19 protein-coding genes, 1 tRNA gene and 2 riboswitches are annotated in these 21,328 nt (G+C 68.8%); of the genes, 10 read left to right on the forward strand and 10 right to left on the reverse strand.

The genetic code is table 11. From position 1 onward, the window contains the following. Positions 1-44 precede the first annotated feature (44 nt). The 3 genes from pyk (at position 45) to CNE_RS17365 (ending at position 6,180) form a co-directional block, all read left to right on the forward strand. Entirely contained in the window at positions 45-1,508 is a 1,464-nt protein-coding gene (gene pyk / locus CNE_RS17355; RefSeq protein WP_013958349.1) for a pyruvate kinase, read from the forward strand. A gap of 235 nt (positions 1,509-1,743) precedes the next feature. After that, positions 1,744-2,625, forward strand: coding sequence for a KPN_02809 family neutral zinc metallopeptidase (gene ypfJ / locus CNE_RS17360; RefSeq protein WP_013958350.1), 882 nt, complete (start codon positions 1,744-1,746; stop codon positions 2,623-2,625). Between the two features lie 408 nt (positions 2,626-3,033). Continuing rightward, complete coding sequence (locus CNE_RS17365; RefSeq protein WP_013958351.1) at positions 3,034-6,180, forward strand: multidrug efflux RND transporter permease subunit; 3,147 nt, start codon at positions 3,034-3,036, stop codon at positions 6,178-6,180. 158 nt (positions 6,181-6,338) lie between these two features. Here the strand turns inward: CNE_RS17365 and CNE_RS17370 are convergent, their stop codons facing one another. The 4 genes from CNE_RS17370 to CNE_RS17380 all read right to left on the reverse strand — a co-directional run bounded on the left by CNE_RS17370 (position 6,339) and on the right by CNE_RS17380 (position 8,447). Continuing rightward, positions 6,339-6,752 (reverse strand): hypothetical protein, encoded by a 414-nt coding sequence (locus tag CNE_RS17370; RefSeq protein WP_013958352.1) that lies wholly within the window; start codon positions 6,750-6,752, stop codon positions 6,339-6,341. A gap of 281 nt (positions 6,753-7,033) precedes the next feature. After that, positions 7,034-7,453 (reverse strand): nucleoside diphosphate kinase regulator, encoded by a 420-nt coding sequence (gene rnk / locus CNE_RS17375; RefSeq protein WP_013958353.1) that lies wholly within the window; start codon positions 7,451-7,453, stop codon positions 7,034-7,036. A 197-nt stretch (positions 7,454-7,650) separates the two neighbouring features. After that, on the reverse strand, positions 7,651-7,827 hold the full coding sequence (locus CNE_RS41550) for a hypothetical protein (RefSeq protein WP_153954241.1): 177 nt from the start codon (positions 7,825-7,827) through the stop codon (positions 7,651-7,653). Positions 7,828-7,991: 164 nt separating this feature from the next. Continuing rightward, positions 7,992-8,447 carry a Cd(II)/Pb(II)-responsive transcriptional regulator gene (locus tag CNE_RS17380; protein WP_013958354.1) on the reverse strand — a complete coding sequence of 152 codons (456 nt, stop codon included), beginning with the start codon at positions 8,445-8,447 and terminating at the stop codon, positions 7,992-7,994. Positions 8,448-8,651: 204 nt separating this feature from the next. Between CNE_RS17380 and CNE_RS17385 the strand changes: the two genes are divergently transcribed. Further along, positions 8,652-9,005, forward strand: coding sequence for a hypothetical protein (locus CNE_RS17385; protein WP_238553012.1), 354 nt, complete (start codon positions 8,652-8,654; stop codon positions 9,003-9,005). A gap of 125 nt (positions 9,006-9,130) precedes the next feature. After that, positions 9,131-10,009 carry a protease HtpX gene (htpX, locus tag CNE_RS17390; RefSeq protein WP_013958356.1) on the forward strand — a complete coding sequence of 293 codons (879 nt, stop codon included), beginning with the start codon at positions 9,131-9,133 and terminating at the stop codon, positions 10,007-10,009. A 9-nt stretch (positions 10,010-10,018) separates the two neighbouring features. On the opposite strand, the gene arfB is transcribed toward htpX, so the two are convergent. Next, positions 10,019-10,423: an alternative ribosome rescue aminoacyl-tRNA hydrolase ArfB gene (gene arfB / locus CNE_RS17395; protein WP_018310122.1), complete on the reverse strand. Its 405-nt coding sequence runs from the start codon at positions 10,421-10,423 to the stop codon at positions 10,019-10,021. A 49-nt stretch (positions 10,424-10,472) separates the two neighbouring features. On the opposite strand from arfB, the gene CNE_RS17400 reads away from it, so the two are divergent. After that, complete coding sequence (locus CNE_RS17400) at positions 10,473-11,162, forward strand: DUF1294 domain-containing protein (RefSeq protein ID WP_013958357.1); 690 nt, start codon at positions 10,473-10,475, stop codon at positions 11,160-11,162. A gap of 72 nt (positions 11,163-11,234) precedes the next feature. On the opposite strand, the gene CNE_RS17405 is transcribed toward CNE_RS17400, so the two are convergent. Beyond that, a tRNA-Arg gene (locus tag CNE_RS17405) sits at positions 11,235-11,310 on the reverse strand. 460 nt (positions 11,311-11,770) lie between these two features. Between CNE_RS17405 and CNE_RS17410 the strand changes: the two genes are divergently transcribed. Next, on the forward strand, positions 11,771-12,664 hold the full coding sequence (locus CNE_RS17410; RefSeq protein WP_013958359.1) for a c-type cytochrome: 894 nt from the start codon (positions 11,771-11,773) through the stop codon (positions 12,662-12,664). 72 nt (positions 12,665-12,736) lie between these two features. Here the strand turns inward: CNE_RS17410 and hemN are convergent, their stop codons facing one another. Then, complete coding sequence (gene hemN, locus CNE_RS17415) at positions 12,737-14,215, reverse strand: oxygen-independent coproporphyrinogen III oxidase (protein WP_013958360.1); 1,479 nt, start codon at positions 14,213-14,215, stop codon at positions 12,737-12,739. Positions 14,216-14,389: 174 nt separating this feature from the next. Here hemN and CNE_RS17420 point away from each other — a divergent pair, with 174 nt between their 5' ends. Continuing rightward, positions 14,390-15,532, forward strand: coding sequence for an ABC transporter substrate-binding protein (locus CNE_RS17420; RefSeq protein WP_013958361.1), 1,143 nt, complete (start codon positions 14,390-14,392; stop codon positions 15,530-15,532). Here the strand turns inward: CNE_RS17420 and CNE_RS17425 are convergent. Next, positions 15,518-16,615: a sensor histidine kinase gene (locus CNE_RS17425; RefSeq protein ID WP_238553017.1), complete on the reverse strand. Its 1,098-nt coding sequence runs from the start codon at positions 16,613-16,615 to the stop codon at positions 15,518-15,520. The genes CNE_RS17420 and CNE_RS17425 overlap by 15 nt on opposite strands. Next, positions 16,612-17,349 (reverse strand): response regulator, encoded by a 738-nt coding sequence (locus tag CNE_RS17430; RefSeq protein WP_041228239.1) that lies wholly within the window; start codon positions 17,347-17,349, stop codon positions 16,612-16,614. The genes CNE_RS17425 and CNE_RS17430 overlap by 4 nt, the downstream gene beginning before the upstream one ends. A gap of 284 nt (positions 17,350-17,633) precedes the next feature. Here CNE_RS17430 and CNE_RS17435 point away from each other — a divergent pair, with 284 nt between their 5' ends. Next, positions 17,634-18,131 carry a hypothetical protein gene (locus CNE_RS17435; RefSeq protein ID WP_013958364.1) on the forward strand — a complete coding sequence of 166 codons (498 nt, stop codon included), beginning with the start codon at positions 17,634-17,636 and terminating at the stop codon, positions 18,129-18,131. 222 nt (positions 18,132-18,353) lie between these two features. Here CNE_RS17435 and CNE_RS17440 read toward each other — a convergent pair whose 3' ends face one another. Further along, positions 18,354-20,450 (reverse strand): UvrD-helicase domain-containing protein, encoded by a 2,097-nt coding sequence (locus CNE_RS17440; RefSeq protein WP_041228241.1) that lies wholly within the window; start codon positions 20,448-20,450, stop codon positions 18,354-18,356. A gap of 282 nt (positions 20,451-20,732) precedes the next feature. On the opposite strand from CNE_RS17440, the gene CNE_RS17445 reads away from it, so the two are divergent. Continuing rightward, entirely contained in the window at positions 20,733-20,960 is a 228-nt protein-coding gene (locus CNE_RS17445) for a glycine zipper 2TM domain-containing protein (protein ID WP_013958366.1), read from the forward strand. A gap of 74 nt (positions 20,961-21,034) precedes the next feature. Continuing rightward, positions 21,035-21,122: riboswitch (glycine riboswitch) on the forward strand. A 21-nt stretch (positions 21,123-21,143) separates the two neighbouring features. Next, a riboswitch (glycine riboswitch) is annotated at positions 21,144-21,269 on the forward strand. Positions 21,270-21,328 lie beyond the last annotated feature (59 nt).

Below are 21,328 nucleotides of genomic sequence, written 5' to 3' on the forward strand. Positions count from 1 at the left end.
GCGCGCCACGTGGCGCGCCGTCCGAGAATGGAAGAGGAGACATCATGAGACGCCAGCGCAAAGCGAAGATCGTTGCCACGCTTGGACCCGCAAGCACCGACATCGCGGTGATCCGCGAACTGTTCGAGGCGGGCGCCGACGTGTTCCGGCTGAACTTCAGCCACGGCACGCACGAAGACCACCGCGCGCGCTACGACGCCGTGCGCAAGATCGAGGCCGAGACCGGCCGCCCGATCGCGATCCTGGCCGACCTGCAGGGCCCCAAGCTGCGCATCGGCACCTTCGCCGCCGGCAAGGTCGCGGTGCGCGCGGGCGATGTGTTCGTGCTCGACAGCGATCCCACCCCGGGCGACGGCACCCGCGTCTACCTGCCGCACCCCGAACTGTTCGCCGCTGCGCAGCCGGGCCAGTCGCTGCTGATCGATGACGGCAAGGTACGCCTGTCGATCGAAGCGGTGACCACCGGCACCATCACCACGCGCGTGGTCAACAACGGCACGCTGTCCGACCGCAAGGGCGTGAACGTGCCCGACGCCGTGATCCCCATCCCCGCGTTGACCGAGAAGGACCGCAAGGACCTGGACTTCGCGCTGGCGCTGGGCGCTGACTGGATCGGCCTGTCGTTCGTGCAGCGCCCGTCCGACATCGTCGAAGCGCGCGAGATCGTCGGCACCCGTGCCGGCATCCTGTCCAAGATCGAGAAGCCGGCCGCGCTGCAGCAACTCGAAGAGATCGTGCGCGTGTCCGATTCCGTGATGGTGGCGCGCGGCGACCTCGGCGTGGAGTTGCCGCCCGAGCGCGTCCCCGGCGTGCAGAAGCGCATCCTGCGCGTGTGCCGCCAGCTGGGCAAGCCGGTGGTGATCGCCACGCAGATGCTGGAATCGATGATCGACTCGCCGGTCCCGACCCGCGCCGAAGCATCGGACGTGGCCAGCGCCATCTATGAAGGCGCCGACGCGGTAATGCTGTCGGCCGAGTCGGCCAACGGCCGCTACCCGGTGCCGGCGGTGTCGATGATGAACCGCATCGTCACCGAGGTGGAACGCGACCCGCTGTACCGCAATCTGCTTGATGCCCAGCATGAGACCCCGCTGAACACGCGCCAGGATGCCATCTGCGCGGCGCTGCGCGAAGTCACGCAGATCATCGGCGCCGCCGCGACCGTGACCTACACGTCCTCGGGTGCCACCGCGCTGCGCGCCGCACGCGAGCGGCCGTGCGCGCCGATCGTCAGCATCACGCCGAACCTGGAAATCGCTCGCCGCCTGGCCATTGCCTGGGGCGTCCACTCCACCGTGAGCCCGGATGTGCAGAGCGTGGATGAAATGGTCGAAGCCGCCACGCGCGCGGCGGTGGCCGAAGGCTATGCCGTGCCGGGTGACCAGATCACCATCGCCGCGGGGATGCCGTTCGGGCAAGGCGGGACTACCAACCTGCTGCGCGTGGCTGAAGTTGGCGCCAGCGCGGTGGCAACCGCACCGGCTGCGCGTGAGGCTGCTTTGGCGTAATTGCGCTGTTGCGTTCCCGTCCCGGAACGTTCAGGTCATGACGAAACCGGGTGCAAACCCGGTTTCTTTGTTTTGCCGCACACCGCCTGCGTTGCCCGTCTCCAGGGTGAGTGGGTGGTGTTTTTTTGTTGTGCGCCTGGATGCGGCTGGCTGATGGCGGAAGCAGCACCAACCCCCGGATTGCTATACTGATTGCCACCCCCTCCAACTCACCCCCCCCAATCGCGGAGCCCCCATGCGCCTAGATGACGAAGCCGAAAGCCAGAACGTTGAAGACCGCCGCGGCGGATTCGGCGGCGGGTTCGGCGCCGGGCCAAAGACCATTGGCATCGGCACGATCGTCATCGCACTGGCAGCGTCCTATTTCTTCGGCATCGACCCGATGCTGATCATGCAGGGCGCCTCGGTGCTGCAAGGCTCCGGCCCGCAGCAGCAGCAACAGCATCAGGTGAACCGCCCGCCGGCGACGGATCAGATGACGGTGTTCACGCGCAAGGTGCTGGGCAATACCGAGCGCACCTGGCAACACATCTTTGAAACCCAGCTGAACCGCCGCTATGCACCCCCCACGCTGGTGCTGTTCTCCGGCGCCACGCCCACGGCCTGCGGCACCGGCCAGTCGGCGATGGGCCCGTTCTACTGCCCCGGCGACCAGAAGGTCTATATCGACCTGGCTTTCTATGACGAGCTGCGCCAGCGCTTCGGCGCCAGCGGCGACTTTGCCCAGGCCTATGTGATCGCGCACGAGATCGGCCATCATGTGCAGAACCTGCTGGGCGTATCGGACAAGGTCGACAGCGCGCGCCGCCGCATGGGCGAGGCGCAGGCCAACCAGCTGTCGGTGCGCATGGAACTGCAGGCCGACTGCCTGGCGGGTGTCTGGGCCGCCACCGCGCAGCGCGCCAACCAGCAGCTGCTGGAGCCTGGCGATGTCGAAGAAGGCCTGAAGGCCGCCGCCGCGATCGGTGACGACCGTCTGCAGCGCCAGTCGCAGGGCTATGTCGTGCCGGAGGCCTTTACCCACGGCTCCAGCGAGCAGCGCGTGCGCTGGCTGCGGCGCGGCATTGAGTCCGGCGATATCCGCAAGTGCGATACCTTCGCCTCGCGCGACCTGTAAGCGCGAACTCCACCCCCGACGTCTGAGGGGTGCCGGCAATGTGACGTTTGCGTTGTCCGGACCCTGTTCCCTGTCTATAATCGCCGGCAAGGCCGCATGACGACGGCCAGTCGCCGGCGTCGATCCTCACCGATCCTTCCTGCCGCAGCGCCGGGTTCTCCCCACAGGACCCCTGCAAGCGCCGCGGTGCACGCCGGCCCCGGTCGACGGGCCACGCGCCCCCTGACCGACAGGCGACTCCGCGGCCAGATCGGCACCATCAGCAACATCGGCCCAGCTTTGCCGCGACTTGCCGCCTCTTGCCGCTGAGCCTTGCGGCGTCTCCACACCCAAGCCGTTCCGTTCCAACCGCACCGGAGCCACGGCCGATCTTCACTTGCCGTGCGCCCGTGCCAGCCCTGACCTGACATGGCGTCGTTTTTTCTGAAGCGCCCGGCGTTTGCCTGGGTGCTGGCCATCCTGACCGTGGTAGCGGGCCTGGTGGCCCTGAACCGCATCCCCATCGCCCAGTACCCGGCGGTGGCGCCGCCCACGGTGATCATCTATGCCGATTACCCGGGTGCGTCCGCGCGCACGGTGGAGGACCGCGTCACCGCGGTGCTGGAGCAGCAGATGCATGGCATCCCCGGCCTGCTTTACCTGGATTCCAGCAGCGAGGGCGGCACCGCCACGGTGACGCTGGGCTTCCGCCAGGGCACCGACCCGCAGCTGGCGCAGGTCAACGTGCGCAACCGCGTGGCGCAGGCCGAGCCCTTGCTGCCCGAGGCGGTGCGCCGCGGCGGCGTCTATGTCGACCAGGCCAGCAGCAGCGCCTTCATGTACGTGTCGCTGGTGTCCGGCAGGGGGCAGCTGGACGAGACCGCGCTGGGCGACTTTGCCGCCGGCTCGGTGCTGCCGCTCCTGCGCCGCCTGCCCGGCATCGGCAAGGCCGAACCGTATGGCGCCGAATACGCGCTGCGGATCTGGTTCGATCCCGACAAGCTGCATGCCTTCAACCTGACCACGGCCGAGGTCGAGGCCGCCATCCGCGCGCGCAACGGCAACGTGACGCCGGGCCAGCTGGGCGCCGCGCCTGCGGTGCCGGGACAGCCGTTCCAGGCGATCGTGCGCCCGCCCGCGCCGCTGAGCGATGCACAGGCGTTCGGGCGCATCGTGGTGCGCGCGGCCACCGACGGCTCCGCCGTGCTGCTGCGCGACGTGGCGCGGGTGGAGCTGGCCGCCAGCGACTATCGCTACGGCTCCACGCTCAACACGCGCAATGCCGCGTCGATCGGGCTGAAGCTGGCCGACGGTGCCAACGTGCTGCAGACCTCGCGCACCGTGCGCGCGGCGCTCGATGCCGCCAGCAAGGGCTTTCCGGGCGACGTGCGCTATGAGATCTCTTACGACGGCGCCACCTTCGTGCAGGCGTCGATCTCGCGTGTGGTGCTGACGCTGGTCGAAGCCACGGTGCTGGTGTTCCTGATCCTGTACCTGTTCCTGGGCAACCTGCGCGCGACGCTGATCCCATGCATCGTGGTGCCGGTATCGCTGCTGGGCACGGTCGCCTGCCTGTACGCGCTGGGGCTGTCGCTGAACGTGATCACGCTGTTTGGCGTGGTGCTGGCGATCGGCATCCTGGTGGACGACGCCATCGTGGTGGTCGAGAACGTCGAGCGCATCATGCGCACCGACGGCGTGGGCGCGATGGAGGCCGCGGCGCGCTCGATGCGCGAGGTCTCGGGCGCGCTGGTGGCGGTGACGCTGGTGCTGTGCGCGGTGTTCGTGCCGATGGCGTTCTTCGGCAGCGCGGTGGGCGTGATCTACCGGCACTTTGCGGTGACGCTGGCGGTGTCGATCGCGTTCTCGCTGTTCTTTGCGCTGACGCTGGCGCCGGCCATGTGCGCCAGCCTGCTGCGCCACAGCGCGGCGCCGGCGCGCGGGCCGCTGGCCTGGTTCGATGCGCGCTTTGCCGCCTTCACCGGGCGCTATGCCGGCTGGGTGCAGGCGCTGCAGCGCAGGCGGCTGCGCTGGCTGGCGGTCTACCTGGCGTTGACGCTGGCATGCGGCTACGCCTTGTGGAAGATGCCCAGCGGCTTCCTGCCGGAAGAGGATACCGGCGAGATCGTGGTCGATGTCGAGCTGCCCGCCGGCAGCACGCAGGCCGACACGCGCCGGCTGGTTGCCGGGCTGGAACAGTGGATGCGCGACCAGCACTACCCGGTGCATTCGAGCTTTGCCGTGCTGGGCTGGTCCAGCGGCGGCAGCGGCGAGCAGCGCGCCAGCCTGTTTATCGGCCTGACCGACTGGAAGGCGCGCGGGCGCAAGCACACGGCCCAGGCCGTGCTGGAGCGGCTGTCGGCCGGGCTGGAAACCTGGCCGGGACGCGGCGCGGCGCAGCTGTTTGCGTACAACAGCTCGGCGCTGCCCGAACTGGGCAGCATCGGTGGCCTCGACATGCGCCTGGTGGCGCGCCAGCCGGTGGGGCGCGAGGCGCTCTTCGCCGCGCGCGACAAGCTGCTTGAGCGCGCCAGACAAGACCCGGTGCTGGGCGAGGTACGCGCCACCACCGGCCAGCCGGTGCCCGCGCTGGACCTGAAGATCGACTACCGCAAGGCCGAGGCCTTCGGCGTCGATGCCGATACCGTGCACCACACGCTGTCGGCCACGCTGGGCTCGCGCTATATCGACGAAGTCGCGCGCGAGGGCCGCGTGCGGCGCGTGATCCTGCAGGCCGACGCGCCCTTCCGCATGCGGCCGGATCAGCTCGCGCGCGTGCACGTGCGCAACGCACAGGGCGCGATGGTGTCGCTGGCCGCGTTCGCCTCGCTGGAATGGGGACGCGGCGAGGTCACGCTCGAGCGCTTCGACGGCTTCAGCTCGGTGCGCATCAATGCCGAGGTGGCGCCGGGCTACACCACCGGCGCGGCCATGACGCGGCTGGCCGAACTGGTGCGCGAGCTCGGGCCGGAATACGACGTGCGCTGGACCGGGCGCGCCTTCGAACAGGAGCAGACCGGCACGCAGGCGCCGTGGCTGTTCGCGCTGTCGCTGCTGTTTATCTTCCTATGCCTGGTGGCGCTGTATGAAAGCTGGACCCTGCCGCTGGCGGTGATCGCGATCGTGCCGACCGGCCTGATGGGCGCGGCCGCGGCGATCTGGCTACGCGGCATGCCCAACGACGTCTACTTCAAGGTGGGCGTGGTGGTGATCATGGGGCTGGCGGCCAAGAACGCGATCCTGATCGTCGAATATGCCGAGCAGTTGCGGCGCAGCGGTGCGGGCACCATGGGCGCGGTGGAGGCCGCCACGCGCGCGGCGCGCCAGCGGCTGCGGCCGGTGGTGATGACCTCGCTGGCCTTTGTGCTGGGCGTGGTGCCGCTGGCGATCAGCACCGGCCCGGGCGCGGGTGCGCAGCAGGCGGTCGGCACCGGCGTGCTGGGCGGCATGCTAGGTGCGACGGTGCTGGGTACGCTGGCAGTGCCGCTGCTCTATGCAGCGATCGCGCGCAGGTTGCCGCGCGCGCAGCCGGAACCCGGACACGACGCGACCGCCACGCAGCCGCCTTCGGCATGAGGGGCATGCCTGCGCGCTGACGCGGTCACGAGCCGACGGAAGAGAAAAGCGCCTGCCTGGCGAAGAGAGAAGGAGGAGGAGGTCAGCCGGGCAGGCGGGAGAGAAAACTTGCGGCCACCGCAGTGGCCGCACGAGGTCTTTGGGAAGACCTACGAGGATCAGACGCGATAGCCGTACAGGGAACCGTCACCCGAGCGGGAATTGTCGAGCGCACGATCGGCAATATCACCGGTGAAGGTGTGCGTACCTTCGCTGAAGGTATCGAACTTGCCTTGCTTGGAGATCTCGCCACTGAAGCTATGCGAGCCTTCGGTGAAGCTGTCGAACTTGCCGTCGCGGCGCGAACCTTCCGAGTACGGGTCGAAGCGGCCGGTGCGGGCTCCGTCCGTGTACGTATCGAACTTGCCTTGCTTGGCGCCGTCCGTATATACATCGTACTTGCCGGCCTTCAGCGCATCGGCATACACATCAAATTTGCCAACCTTGCTGGCAGCGGGGGCAGCCAACGCCACAGCGGACGCGGCGACAGCCGCGAACACGAGCGCGCCGCCAAGGATACGTCTGGCGATCATTTGGGACTCCTTCAACTGATTTCGTCGTTCTTTCTTGTATGGACCGGGATGAGACTCCGGCCGCTCTGCAATCTATGTTGCGATGCGAGCACGGACTGAAGATTAGTCACAGTCCACGCAAGCAGAAATACCGCTGCGACGAATGGTGCGTTGCGAGTCGTGAAACGACTGGCTTGCCGATGAATGGTGTCGATGGATCGCCAGGCACACGCGGCGCAGGACGCGCCGGCGTGGCCCCGGCAGCACGCCTCAGGCGGCCGGGATGCGGCTCGGGATGCGGCTCAAAGCGTGTACTGGCCGCTGGCTTCCGGCTGGAACGCGATCCCGGCGACACTCACCTGCTGCTCGCGGCCGTCGGGCAGCCGGTAGCTGACGGTCTGGCCGGCGCGCGCGCCCAGCAGCGCCTGGCCCACTGGCGACAGCACCGACAGGCGGCCGGCATCAAAGTCGGCCGCGTCGGGGTACACCAGCGTCCAGTTGCGCGGGGCCTGCTCGCCCGGCAGGTTGCAGACCAGGCGCGTGTTCATGGTGACCACGTCGGTCGGGATCTCTTCGGGCGCGACGATGGTGGCGCGCGCCAGCAAGCTGTCGAGCATGTCCTCAAGTTGCGCCGAGGCGGCGCGGCTGGCGATGCGCTCCAGGCGGGTCACGTCGAGTTCGGTCAGGTACAGGGTGGCGGTATTCGTTTTGGTGGCCGTCATGGCGGGTCCTCCGGCAGTCAGGTGGTTGGCGCGGCCCGGCCAGCATGGCAGGCGGCGGCGGTCAGGTCTGGCAGGTATGGCGTTTGCGCGGCAGCGCGGACATCAACGAATCCGGCGCGGGCCTTGCGGCAGTGGCCGGAAAAACTGAAAACGCTGGCTCGGGCCCGGTTCGGCCCGGGCCCCGCTATGGAGACGAATCAGGCTGGGAACCGGGCGGAATCAGGCGGTGCGCTGATCCGGCGGGGAGAGACTGCGCGCGTGGCGCGCTGGGGCAGGATGTTGGCCGTGGCGATCGCGCACGCGTGCGCGCGGCCGGTCCGCATCAGGCGGACAGGCGCATCGGGCATCGGCGTCAGGCGATCAGTCATGGTCATGCAGAATGTTTGATAAGGGGCAGCGGATGGTTCTCTGAACAGGCGAGCCGCGTAAGTCGTTGCTCACTACATCGCTCACTGGCTGCGCTGCCGCCGGGGCCCGTGCACCGCAGTGGTGCGATCACGGGAACAGCCATCGTAGCACAGCGACGCGCCTGCGCGCCTCACCCGTTGGCAGCATGCCCAGCCTCGTGCGCGCCCGCATGGCATTCACAGGCCGCGCCGGCCGCGGCCTGCTGCAGGTTCTGCAGGATGCCGCACTCACTGGCGGGCTGGTGGTGGTGGCAGGTCTCGCGCAGCGCGCGCAACTGCCCCTCAAGCGCCTCCAGCGCCACCCGCTGCGCATGGATCTGCGCGATCTGGCGGTCCAGCAGCGTATTGATGTCGTCGCAGTCCTGCGACGGATTGCGCTCGAACTCACGCAGCCGCCGTACATCCGACAGGCCCATGCCGAGCGAGCGGCAGTGGCGCACGAAATTCAGCTGGACCAGGTGGCCGTCGTCATAGCGGCGATAGCCGTTGGCCTCGCGCCGCGGCGCGTCGAGCAGGCCTTCGCGTTCGTAATAGCGGATGGTCTCAACATCGCAGCCGCTGGTACGGGAGAGTTCGCCGATGCGCATGATCCATGGTCCTCGCTTTGTACCCTGTAACTACTACAGGGTTAGTGATAGTGTAGGCCAGTCCGGCAGGTCTTGCCAGGGTGCCAGATGCAGCACTTACTGAACGGGTGACGCCGGCGTGCGACGGGCCCTGCGGGCGGCGCCTGCGCCATGCCGCATCCTGTAGAATTCCTTCCACATCTACCGATAAACCGTCCCCCCTTCGTGCGCTCCCTCCGGCTACTCCTGCTGGTCATGATGCTGGCCTTCCTGCCCCTGCCGGGCTGGGCGGCAGCGTTCGCGCACGCCGTGGTGGCCACCGGCGACATGTCGGCCGCGCCAGCGGCCGGCATCGGCAACGACGACGCTGCCGGAACCGCCGCAACGGGCGAGCCGTCACCCGCTTCCGAAGCCGCCGAGCCGCAGTGGCAGCCCGGCGCCGACCTTGCCGAGCAACTGCTGCCGGCATCTCCCTTGCGCCTGGCCGCCTGGGGCGGCCGCGCCGGACCGCCGCGCTATGCCGGCGCCCCGCTGCCCGACCCCGATCTGCCGCGGCTGCCGCGTCCGCCGAGCGCCTGAGTCCCACCGGCGCGGCCTGGCCGTGCCCGCCTGTTCCTGCGTGCCGCGCCTGAGCGTGCGGCGCGCGTCTGCGGCCCGTCCGCATCCTCGCTGTACCGCCCTACACACCACTGCTCCACACACACATGAAACGCGTATTGCTTTTCCTGGCGACCAACCTCGCCGTCATGCTTGTCCTCAGCATCACCGCCAGCGTGCTGGGGGTGAACCGCTTCCTGACCGCCAACGGCCTGAACCTGGGCACGCTGCTGGCGTTCGCCGCCCTGATGGGCTTCGGTGGCGCCTTTATCTCGCTGCTGATGTCCAAGACCATCGCCAAGTGGTCGACCGGCGCGCAGGTCATCACCCATCCCAGCACCAGCACCGAGTTGTGGCTGGTGCAGACCGTCGAAAAACTGGCGCAGCGCGCCGGCCTGCCGATGCCGGAAGTCGCCATCTACGATGGCGAACCCAATGCCTTCGCCACCGGCGCGACCAGGAACAGTTCGCTGGTAGCGGTGTCCACCGGCCTGCTGCAATCGATGTCCCATGAAGAAGTGGAAGCGGTGCTGGCGCACGAGGTCGCACACGTGGCCAACGGCGACATGGTCACGCTGACGCTGATCCAGGGCGTGGTCAACACGTTTGTGATCTTCCTGGCGCGCGTGGTCGGCTACTTCGTCGATTCGATGCTGCGCAAGAACGATGAGGAATCGAGCGGCCCGGGCATCGGCTACATGGTCACGGTGGTCATCTGCGAAATCGTGTTCGGCATCCTGGCCAGCATCATCGTGGCCTGGTTCTCGCGCCGCCGCGAATTCCGTGCCGATGCGGGCGCGGCCGGCATGATGGGCACGCCCACGCCGATGGTGGCGGCGTTGCGCCGCCTGGGCGGCCTGGAGCCGGATGGCCTGCCGCAGAACATGCAGGCGATGGGCATTGCCGGCGGCAAGTCGTGGATGGCGCTGTTCTCCAGCCACCCGCCGATCGAGCAGCGCATTGCCGCGCTGCAATCGGCGCGCTGATACCAGACGCTATTCGAACACCCGGCCGCGCAGCGACTTGACCTGGCCGCGCTGGCTCTTGCTGTCCAGCCGGCGCCGGCGCGAGGCCAGCGTCGGCCGCGTGGGCCGGCGCACGCGCGGCGGCGTGGCCACGCTGCGCACCAGTTCGTGCAGCCGCCGCACCGCTTCGTCGCGGTTCTGGTCGAGGCTGCGGAACTGCTGCGCCTTGATCACCACCACGCCGTCGCGCGTGATGCGGTGGTCATGCAGCGCCAGCAGGCGCTCCTTGTGGTCGGGCGCGAGCGAGGAGGCATGCACGTCGTAGCGCAGGTGCACGGCATTGGACACCTTGTTGATGTTCTGGCCTCCCGCACCCTGCGCCCGAATCGCCGTGATCAGGTATTCGTGATGGGGGATGACTAGGTCGTCGGTCATGGCCGTATCATAGCAAGCGCCTCTGCGCCCGCTGCGCGGCGACGATCGCATGCCGGAGCCCGCGCCGGGAAGCGCCCCCCGGCTCCCGCCGGAACGAACTGACGGTGGCCGGCCGCAGGTCTTCGCCTACACTTGCTGCCTCATACCAACACTCGGCAAAGATATGCGAAAAGCGGGTCGCATCAAATCGTGGCATGCCGAGAAGGGTTTCGGCTTCATCAACGTCCATGCGGACACGAAAGATGTCTTCTTCCACATCACGGCATTGCAAACGCGCGCCGTGACGCCCAAGCCCGGCGACCGAGTCAGCTTCGTACTCTCCAGGGGGAAGGATGGCCGGATACAGGCGCTTGACGTCGCCATCGCCGGCGCGCCCAGGCAGGCCGAAGAGGCAAGCTGGCTGCCAGCGCTGGCCGGCCTCGCGGCCGTGGTGGTCATCACCGCCTGCGCCCTCGGTGGCTACCTGCCCCGGCAGGTCGGCATCGCCAGCCTCCTCGCCAGCATCATCGCGTTCCTTGCCTACGCGGAGGACAAGGCGCGCGCCCGCCGCGACGCATGGCGCATCCCTGAAGCCCATCTGCACCTGCTCGCACTCTGCGGCGGCTGGCCAGGCGCGCTGGCCGCCCAACATCTGCTTCGGCACAAGAACCGCAAGGCGGCGTTCCAGGCAATTTTCTGGGGAACCGTCGGGCTGAACATCGGCGCGATGGTGCTATGGAAGACCGCCCTGGCTGCATGACGGTATCGGGCTTCGGCCCGGCACGCGTGTCCGCACGACCGGCGTCACCGCACTACACATCGGGAAGAAATTTGGCGCGCCCGGCTGGGATCGAACCAGCAACCCCTGCCTTCGGAGGGCAGTACTCTATCCATTGAGCTACGGGCGCACAGGACGGTTTTGCAACCGGTTTGTGGGTACAGCGGTTGCGGCGGGCGAGTGCCGCCGCAGGAAAGTCGCATAGGATACCGCTTTTGCCCCGTGCCGTCCATGCGGGCCCGCCATGGGCTTCAGGGAACGTCTCGCAACCGCCGCTTTTTGGCACTGGCGGGGGGCCTTTGGCGCTATAATCGCCAGCTATTTGCGTCAAATCGTGCCCGCCACACCGCCGATGCAATGAGTCGACCGGGGTCAAGGCCGCGCGGCTTGTTGTCGGCGACAATCAGGCCCGGTCCGGGAGACAGTCCGCAGCGCGCAAATAACGACAGACCCAAGTCAGGCAAGGGCCGCAGCCAGCACGGGCGGTCCGGATGGGGCCGGACAGCGGTCAGCAAATGACCAGACCGGGCCAGAATAAGCAAGCCGAGCGTAAGCGGCCAGAAGGTTTCCTGCAAAACTGAGAGTTCTGTATGAGCGACGTCCACAACGAACACGACGAACACGAGTCTCCCATCAAAACCCCGAAGCAGCTGATCGCAGTCGTGATCGCGGCTTTCCTGGTGCCGATCATCGTGATCATTCTGCTGGTCAACTTTGTCGGACACGGCTCGACGGAAAGCGCCGGAGCTGCCACCACGGCGGAAGCCGTCAACGACCGCATCAAGCCGGTTGCCTCGCTCGAAATCAAGGATCCCAACGCGCCGCGCGTCTTCAAGACGGGCGAGCAGGTCTACAAGGAAATCTGCGCCGCGTGCCACGCTACCGGCGCCGCGGGTGCACCCAAGTACGCCAACGCCGGCGACTGGGCCGCGCGCATCGGCCAGGGCTTTGACGGCCTGATGAAGTCGGTGATGAACGGCAAGGGCGCGATGGCCGCGCGCGCCGGCACCACGCCGGACGACTACGCCGACTACGAACTGGCCCGTGCCGTGGTTTACATGGCCGATGCCGGCGGCGCCAAGTTCCCGGAGCCGGCTGCCCCGGCTGCCGCCGCGCCGGCGACCGCCGCAGCCCCTGAAGCAGCCGCCGCTCCGGCCGCCGCTGCCGCGCCTGCACCGGCAGCGCCCGCTGCTGCGGCCCCGGCAGCTGCTGCCGCCGCACCCGCTGCTGCGCCGGCCGCTTCGGCCGACGTGGGCAAGAAGGTCTACGAGCAGGTCTGCGCCGCCTGCCACGCCGCCGGCGTAGCCGGTGCGCCCAAGTTCGGCGACAAGGCCGCCTGGGCGCCGCGCCTGAAGGAAGGCATGGACGCGGTCCACAACTTTGCGCTCAAGGGCAAGGGCGTGATGCCGCCCAAGGGTGGCTACGCTGGCCCGGACGCGGACGTGATCGCCGCCTCGGACTATATGGCCAGCGCCGCCAAGTAAGTCCTTCCGCTGCAAACGAAAAGCCCGCGCAATGTGCGCGGGCTTTTTTTGTCCGTACCGCCTGCGCGGCCGCTACACCACGCGCGAGTACCGCGGCACGAAGCGCACCGGCTGCGCGCCATCGTTGGCGGCAGCGGCCCGGGCACCAGCGTCCGCGGGCCGCGCGGCATCCTCGCGCAGGTAACGGTCGAACACCATCGCCACGCGCCGCACCAGCAGCCGGCCCAGCGGCGTCACGGTGATGCGTTCCGGCGCGCATTGCACCAGCCCGTCCGCGCCCAGTGCGGCGAGGTCGGCCAGCTCAGGCGCAAAGGCCGTGCTGAAGCGGATGCCGTGGCGCGCTTCCAGCGCCGGGATATCAAGTACCCCGTTGCACATCAGGTCGCCGATGATCTCGCGCCGCAGGTGGTCGTCGGCGTTCATCGCCACGCCGCGCGCCAGCGGCAGGCGGCCGTGGTCGAGCGCGCCGTAGTACTCGTCCAGCGTGCGCGCATTCTGCACGTAGCGCCCCGCGATCGCGCCGATCGCGGAAATGCCGAGCCCGACCTGGTCGTAGCCGGCGTGCGTGGAGTAGCCCTGGAAGTTGCGCTGCAGCCGCCCTTCGCGCTGGGCCACGGCGAGGTCGTCGTCGGGCAGCGCGAAATGGTCCATGCCAATATAGACGTAGCCCTCGGCGGTCAGCCGCTCGATGGTGGAGACCAGGATGTCGAGCTTCTCGCCGGCGGGCGGCAAGGCATTTTCGTCGATGCGGCGTTGCGGCTTGAACACATGCGGCAGGTGCGCGTAGCTATAGACTGAGAGCCGGTCGGGGCGCAGCGCCAGCACCTGCTCGATGGTGCGGCCAAAGCGCGCCGCGGTCTGGTGCGGCAGGCCGTAGATCAGGTCCAGGCTGACCGAGCGGAAACCCAGCGTGCGCGCGGCATCCACCACGGCGCGGGTCTCTTCGAAGGGCTGGATGCGATGGATGGCCTGCTGGACCTCGGGATCGAAATCCTGCACGCCCAGGCTGACGCGGTTGAAGCCCAGTTCGGCCAGCAGCGCCATGCGGGCGTGGTCGACGCGGCGCGGATCGATCTCGATCGAATGCTCGCCCTCGGCCGCCAGCTCGAAATGCTCATGCAGCAGCGCCATCACGCGGCGCATCTCGTCAGGGTCGAGGAAGGTCGGCGTGCCCCCGCCCCAGTGCGACTGCAGCACCTGGCGGCGCGGCCCGAGCCGGCCTGCCACCAGCGCCATCTCGCGGCCCAGGTAGTTGACGTAGCGGGCGCTGCGGCCATGGTCGCGCGTGATGATCTTGTTGCAGCCGCAGTAGTAGCAGATGTTCTCGCAGAACGGGATATGCAGGTACAGCGACAGCGGCGCCGGCGCATCGGCCCGGCAGGCGGCCAGTGCGTCGTGGTACAGCGACAGGTCGGGGCCGCTGCGGAAGCGGTCGGCCGTCGGGTACGAGGTATAGCGCGGGCCGTTGCCGTCGATGCGGCCGGCCAGCGCGCGGAAGTCGGATAGCGCGCGGCGGTCGGGCGCAGGGGAGGTCATGGCAGACGGGGTCATGGGGGCGCGGGGGTATGGGTGTGTGACGGCCCATCGTAGGGCCGCACCGCCGCTGGCGCGTTGACCGCCGTCAAGCGCGGGCCTTGGACCTGCGGGCGGCGGGCGTCACATTGGTGTCATGTGTGGCGGATACGCTGCGCGCCACCGCCGGCCTGCGCGTCACCTGCCCCTGCAATGCCAACTCCCGACCAGACTCCGATGTTTCCGCCGTACCCACCGCTGCGCAGCCACCTGGCAGCACCGGCCCGGCAACGGCGCCGCCTGCTTGCCGCCGCCGGCGCGGCACTGGCCCTGCCCGCCTGGCCAGCGCTGTCGCAGACGCAGGCGCAGGCGCGCCGCACGGTCGTGGTCGGCCACCTGCTCGACCGCGGCGGCGCACAAGCCGACCTTGCGCGCGACTACCTGGCCGGGGCCAAGGTCATGTTTGACGCCGTCAACGCCAGCAACGGCCCGGTGCGCATCGCGCACGTCGTCCGCGATGCCGATCCCGACCCGCACCGCGCGCTGGCGCAGGCGGTGTCGCTGGCCGATACCGACCGCGCCGAGCTGCTGTTCGGCCCCGGCGACCGGCTGTTGCCGGCGCTGGCCGCATCGGCCGAGCTGGGCCGGCGCGGCGTCCAGATCGTGGCGCCGCTATCGGGCCTTGGGCTGACGGCCGACAACGTCTGGTTCACCCGCGCCGACTACCAGGCCGAACTGGACGCGGCGGTACGTCAGCTGCGCAGCTATGGCCTGACCAGCATCGCGCTGGCCCTGGCGCCGGACTTCGCTGCCCCCTCGCTGGCCCGGCTTGAGGCGCAGACCGGCGCGCGCGCGGTGCCGCTCGACGCCAATCCCGATGCCGCCGCCCGGCGCATCGCCGCCACCCGCCCGGGCGCGGTGATCGTGGCGGGCGATACCCTTGCCTACGCGGGGCTCGGCCGCGCGCTGGCGGTGCAGGGCTGGTACGGTTTCCTGGTCGGGCTGTCGTCGGTCAGCGCCACCGCCGCGCGCGAGATCCTGGGCGCTGGCTACAGCGGGGGCATGGTGCTGACCCAGGTCGCGCCCGGGCCGCAACAGGCCACGCTGCGGGTGGTGAAGGAACACGTGGCGCGCATGAAGCAATACCTGGATGAGCCGCCGTCGCCGGCCACGCTGGCCGGCTATATCGGCGCGGCGTGGCTGGCGCGCGCGCTGGCTGGCCTGCGCGGCAGCGGCGCGGCCGAGATGCGGCGGGCGCTGCAGGGGCGCGTGGACGTGGGCGATTTTTCGCTCGACTTCACGCACGGGCAGCGCGGCTCGCAGTACGTCACGCTGGCGGCGTCAGCCGCGCGGTAAGGACAGGCGCGCGCGCAGGCCGCCTTCAGGGCGGTTGCTCAGGGTCAGCTCGCCGCCATGGCGCGCGGCAATGTCGGCCGCGATCGACAACCCCATGCCGACCCCGCCGGTGGCGCGGCTGCGCGAGGATTCGACGCGGTAGAACGGCTCGAGCACGCGCGGCAGCTCGTCGGGCGGGATGCCGGGGCCGTTGTCGCAGATGTCGATCAGCACCCGCTGCGGGCTGTCGGTCAGCACGATGCTGGCCGCGCCGGCGTAGCGCCGCGCATTTTCCACCAGGTTCACCACCGCGCGCCGCAGCTCGGACGGGCACGCCAGCAGCGGCTGCGCCTGGCCGCCGAGCCCGACCTTGTGGCCGGTCTCGGCGGCATCGTCGACCACCGCCTGCAGCAGCGCCAGCACATCCACGCGCTGGCGCGGGCCGCCGGCTTCGTCGCGGTCGCGCAGGTAGTACAGCGTGGCATCGATCAGGCCGTTCATCTCGGCCAGGTCCTGGCGCAGCCGGTAGCGCACGTCACGGACATCCGCGCTGTCCATGCGCTCGATGCGCAGGCTCATGCGCGTAAGCGGCGTGCGCAGGTCGTGCGACACCGCCGCCAGGAAACGCGATTGCTGTGCCAGCTGCGTGCGGATGCGCTGCTGCATATGGTTCAGCGCCTGCGCCGCGGCACGCGCTTCGGCCGGGCCGGCGCGCTCGTCCAGCGGCGCGGCGTGCACGTCCTGCGCCAGCCGGCCGGCACCGCTGGCCAACTCCTGCACCGGGCGCGCCAGCAGGCGCGCGCCGGCCCACGAAGCGGCCACAATCGCCGCCACCTGGAACAGCAGGCCCAGGTGCGGCGGCCAGGGCCAGCGCGGCGGCGGCGGCCGGGGCGGCATGCGTTCGCCGGACACCCCGGCGGGCGCGCCTTCCGGCCGCGGCCCGCCGGGGCGGTCACGCAGCACGCGCTCGCTGCCCGGCCGCGGGAACAGGCTTTCGATCACGGTCATGCCGAGCAGGTGCATGGCCAGCATGATGGCAGCCATCACCACGAACAGCCGCACGAACATCGAATCATGGCGCGCCAGCCGGCCCATCGCGTTCATCCTTCCTGCGTGGCGGTAAAGACATAGCCCACGCCGCGCACGCTGCGGATCAGCGTGGGGTCGCGCGGATCGTCGCGCAGCTTCTGGCGCAGCCGTGACACCAGCAGGTCGATGCTGCGGTCGAACACATCGAGGCCGCGGCCGCGCGCCTGGTTGATCAGCAGTTCGCGGTCGAGCACGCGGTTGGGCTGTTCGACAAAGGCCAGCAGCAGGCGGAATTCGGCATTGGACAGCGGCACCACCACCTCGTCGCGGTCGACCAGCTGGCGCAGCGTGGTGTTCAGGCGCCAGTCGCCGAAGCGCACCTCATGCCCGGAGGGCGCCGCGCCCTGGCGCGCGTCGGCGCCGTGGCCACGGATACGGCGCAGCACGGTGTGGATGCGCGCCACCAGTTCGCGCATCTCGAAGGGCTTGGTCACGTAGTCGTCTGCGCCAACTTCCAGCCCGACCACGCGGTCGGCCAACTCAGCGCGCGCGGTCAGCATGATGACCGCGACTTCGGTGCGCGCGCGCAGTTCGCGACACAGCGCCAGGCCGTTTTCGCCGGGCAGCGACAGGTCAAGGATCACCAGGTGGTAGCGCGTGGCGGCCATCGCCTGCCGCATCTCGGCACCGCCCTCGACGCCATCGGCCTGCATGCCGAAGGTGGACAGGTAGTCGGCCAGCATGGCGCGGATCTGGGGATCGTCGTCGACGATCAGCAGGCGGATGGGAAGCGTGGGGGTGAATTCCATAAGCGAAGGGATCGGCATATACCGGCAGCAAGGGCCGGTGCCGGGGGCATGCGGTGCCCAACTTTACCAGCCCGCGATGCCCCCACTATGCCGGCTTTGTATCAGCCCTGATACGCAGTCTTGCCGGCCAGCCATGCTTTGTACGGGATTGCAGTACGGGCCTGACCAACTGCTCAAGCATTGGCATGCGGCCTTCCCTAGCATGGACCGGCATTGACCCGAGCCAACCGCGGGCATCGCGCGGCACGTTGCCACGACGGTGTCTGCCATCACAGGAGAACGCCATGCCATTTCCGCCGACCCGCCTGCGCACCGCCGCTTCCCTGCTGGCGCTGTGCACCGCGTGCCTGCTGGCCACGCCGGCCAGCGCGCTGCAATCCGGCCCGCCGCCGACAGGGGCGATGCCGCCACCGCCCTCCGCGCCGGCATCCGCCGAGTCGCTGGGACTCAGTGCCGCGCAGGCCAGGCTCTGGCAGGCCGCACGCAGCGACACGCGCGAAGCCGAGGCCCATGCACTGGAACTGCACGCGCGCCTGCTGCGCGAGACTGCCGACGAAACCCCCGACGCACCGCTGCGGCCGCGCGCGCAGGCCATGGACCGACTGCACGATGCGCTGGAGCAGGACCGCCGCGCGGTGCGCGAACGCTGGCTGGCGCTGGACGACAGCCTCGACCCGGCCCAGCGCCGGCGCCTGCGCGCCGCGCCCGAAGCCGCGCGCTGGATGGGCCTGCCGCCCGCGGGCGCGATGATGATGCCGCCGCCGGGCGGACCGCAGCGGTAGGTTCGCGGCCGCCGCAAAAAAACGCCCCCGCACGCTCGCGCGCCGGGGGCGAATAACAGGGAAGTTCCGAACGAGACGTCCGGCGCAGCAGGCAGACCGGGCGGGCCTGCCGCGGCGCCACCCGCGCACACGGCGCGAGCAGCACAGCCGCCATACTAGGGACGCCTGCGCCCGGCGTCTTGTCAGCCTGGTAGGCCTTTGTATCGGGACTGTAGCGCCCGTTCAGCCCGGGGCCGTCTTGCCGCCGGTTCCCAGCAGTGCCTTGAGCGCGCCGAGCCGGTCCTTGGGGCTCATCGCCGGGGTTTCATCGACCGGCGCAGGCGCTTCCTCCAGCTTCATCTCGCCGATAAAGCGCGAAGGCTGGCACGAGTAGGTCTCGCGCGCGCGCTTGCGCTTCTTGCACCAGCTGACATGTAGGCTGCGCTGCGCGCGGGTGATGCCGACATACATCAGCCGCCGCTCTTCCTCGATCTTTTCGTCGCTCATGTCCTCGTCTTCGCGGCAGTGCGGCAGGATGCCCTCTTCCACGCCGACCAGGAACACGTGCGGATATTCCAGCCCTTTGGACGCATGCAGCGTGGACAGCCGCACCGCGTCGGGGTCTTCCTCGCGGCCTTCCAGCATGCTCATCAGCGCCACGGTCTGGGTCAGTTCGAGCAGGTTCTTGCCTTCGCTGCCGAAGCCGTCGGCATTGTCGAAGCCGGTGGCTTCCTCGCCCTCGGCGCCTTCTGGCTTGGTGCCCTTGCGCTTGAGCCAGTCCAGGAATTCCAGCGTGTTAGTCCAGCGCGACTGCGCCTGCCGTTCGTCGAAGCTGTCGTACAGGTAGGCCTCGTAGTGGATGCCTTCCATCAGGTCGTCCAGCACCACGGTGGCCGGATCCTTGGCCGCGCGGTCGGCCAGCCGCACCATCGATTCGCAGAATATGCGCAACGGCTCTAGCTGGCGCGGCTGCAGCTTGCCTTCGATGCCGCCCATCATCGCGGCCTCGAACAGCGACACCTTGGCCTGGCCAGCAAAGGTGCCCAGCGCTTCCAGCGTGGTGTTGCCCACGCCGCGGCGCGGCGTGGTAATGGCGCGGATAAAGGCGGGATCGTCGTCGGGGTTGGCAATCAGGCGCAGGTAGGCGCAGATGTCCTTGATCTCGGCCTTGTCGAAGAAGCTCTGGCCGCCCGACAGTACATAGGGAATGCGCTCGCGCCGCAGGATCTGCTCGAACAGCCGCGCCTGGTGGTTGCCGCGATAGAGGATGGCGTAGTCGCGGAACTGCGCGCGGCGCTCGAACTTGTGCGCGGACAGGCGGAACACCACCGACTCGGCCTCGTGCTCCTCGTCGTTCATCGGGTGGATGGCGATGGGGTCGCCCATGCCGTGCTCGCTCCACAGCTTCTTGTCGAACAGCTTGGGGTTGTTGGCGATGACCGCGTTGGCCGCTTCCAGGATGCGCACGGTGGAGCGGTAGTTCTGCTCCAGCTTGATCACCTTCAGGTCCGGGAAATCGGTCTGCAGCCCGCGCAGGTTGTCCAGCGTGGCGCCGCGCCAGCCATAGATGGCCTGGTCGTCGTCGCCCACCGCGGTAAAGGCCGGCGCGCGCAGGTGCGAGCCGCCCGCCAGCAGTTTCAGCAACTGGTACTGGCAGGCGTTGGTGTCCTGGTATTCGTCGACCAGGAAGTAGCGCAGGCGGTTCTGCCACTTGAGTTGCACGGCTTCATTGCGCGCGAACAGCTCGGCAGGCAGGCGGATCAGGTCGTCGAAATCCACCGCCTGGTAGGCGTGCAGCGTGGCCACGTAGTTGCGGTAGACCAGCGCGGCCTGGTGCTCGTCGGCATTGGCGGCCTGCGCGATCGCTGCCTCCGGATCGACCATGCCGTTCTTCCACAGCGAGATCGTGCCCTGCACGCCGCGGATCAGCTTCTTGTCGGTGGTGCCCAGCTGCTCCTGGATCAGGCCGAAGCAATCATCCGAATCCATAATCGAAAACTGCGGCTTCAGGCCCACGTGCTCGGCCTCCATGCGCAGGATTTGCACCCCGAGCGAGTGGAAGGTACAGACCGTCAGCTGCTTGAGCGGGATGCGCTTGCCCTCGCGCGTGGTCTTGCCCTCCATCAGCTTGCCGATACGCTCCTGCATCTCCTTGGCGGCCTTGTTGGTAAAGGTGACGGCGGCGATATGGCGCGGCTCGAAACCCTTGTCCTCGATCAGATGCGCGATCTTCTGCGTGATCACCCGGGTCTTGCCGGAGCCCGCCCCGGCCAGCACCAGGCAAGGGCCGTCCAGGTAGCGGACGGCTTCAGATTGGGCGGGGTTCAGGCCATGGGTCATGCGAGGGATGCGGTTGGAGGCGGGGAAATCAGCAGGAACAGCGGAAGGCCAGGCGGGACACGCCGGCACCCCAAAAACGGGCTCGGCGGCAAAGCTGACGATGTTAACACGCTGGCCGCGGCAGGTCAGTCAGCGCAAACCGCGTTGACAGGGCCGGTTGTGTCACTGGCGTAACACTTCGTAAAGGCCGGAGCCAATCGCGCAACGCAACGCTCTAACTGATATGTCCCCCGGCCTGCGCGGCGGGGGTGACATGCTTGAATCATCACACCGGAGCCAATAATGAAAACCCTGCAGACTTTGACCAAGGTGACCCTGATCGGCGCGACCGTCGCGGCCTTTGCCGGTTGCGCGGACATGACCCCGAAGCAGCGTAATACCGCCATTGGCGCGGGCGCGGGTGCCGTGGGCGGCGCCATCCTCACCGAAGGCAGTGCGCTGGGTACGCTGGGTGGCGCGGCCGTGGGCGGCGTGATCGGTAACGTTGTCACCGACGACAAGAAGAAGTAAGCCAGACCCGCAGCGACAGGTACGGCAGGCTCCCTGGCCGGTTTGACAAAGGCCGGGGCCTCCCGTACATTGCGCGCATCCGACCGGGAGAGCGCGCATCGCCTGCGCCGCCGAAGGGGTATCACCCGAAAACTCTCAGGCACCACGGACCGATCGGATCGGCATGCAATATGCACACGATGCATGCCGCACTCTGGAGAGCGGCACCCGCCATTCGTGGCGAGCGTGCCCACCGAAGGGGCGCACGAGGATGGGGTCCGGCAGGATCCGCCTTGTAATCTCTCAGGTATCGAGGACAGAGGGGTCATCCGCCGCAGCGGATTGCTACGCCACATTCAGGCGCGGCGAGCGTTGCGGCGGATGGCCCT

Source organism: Cupriavidus necator N-1 (assembly GCF_000219215.1).
Lineage (GTDB): Bacteria > Pseudomonadota > Gammaproteobacteria > Burkholderiales > Burkholderiaceae > Cupriavidus > Cupriavidus necator.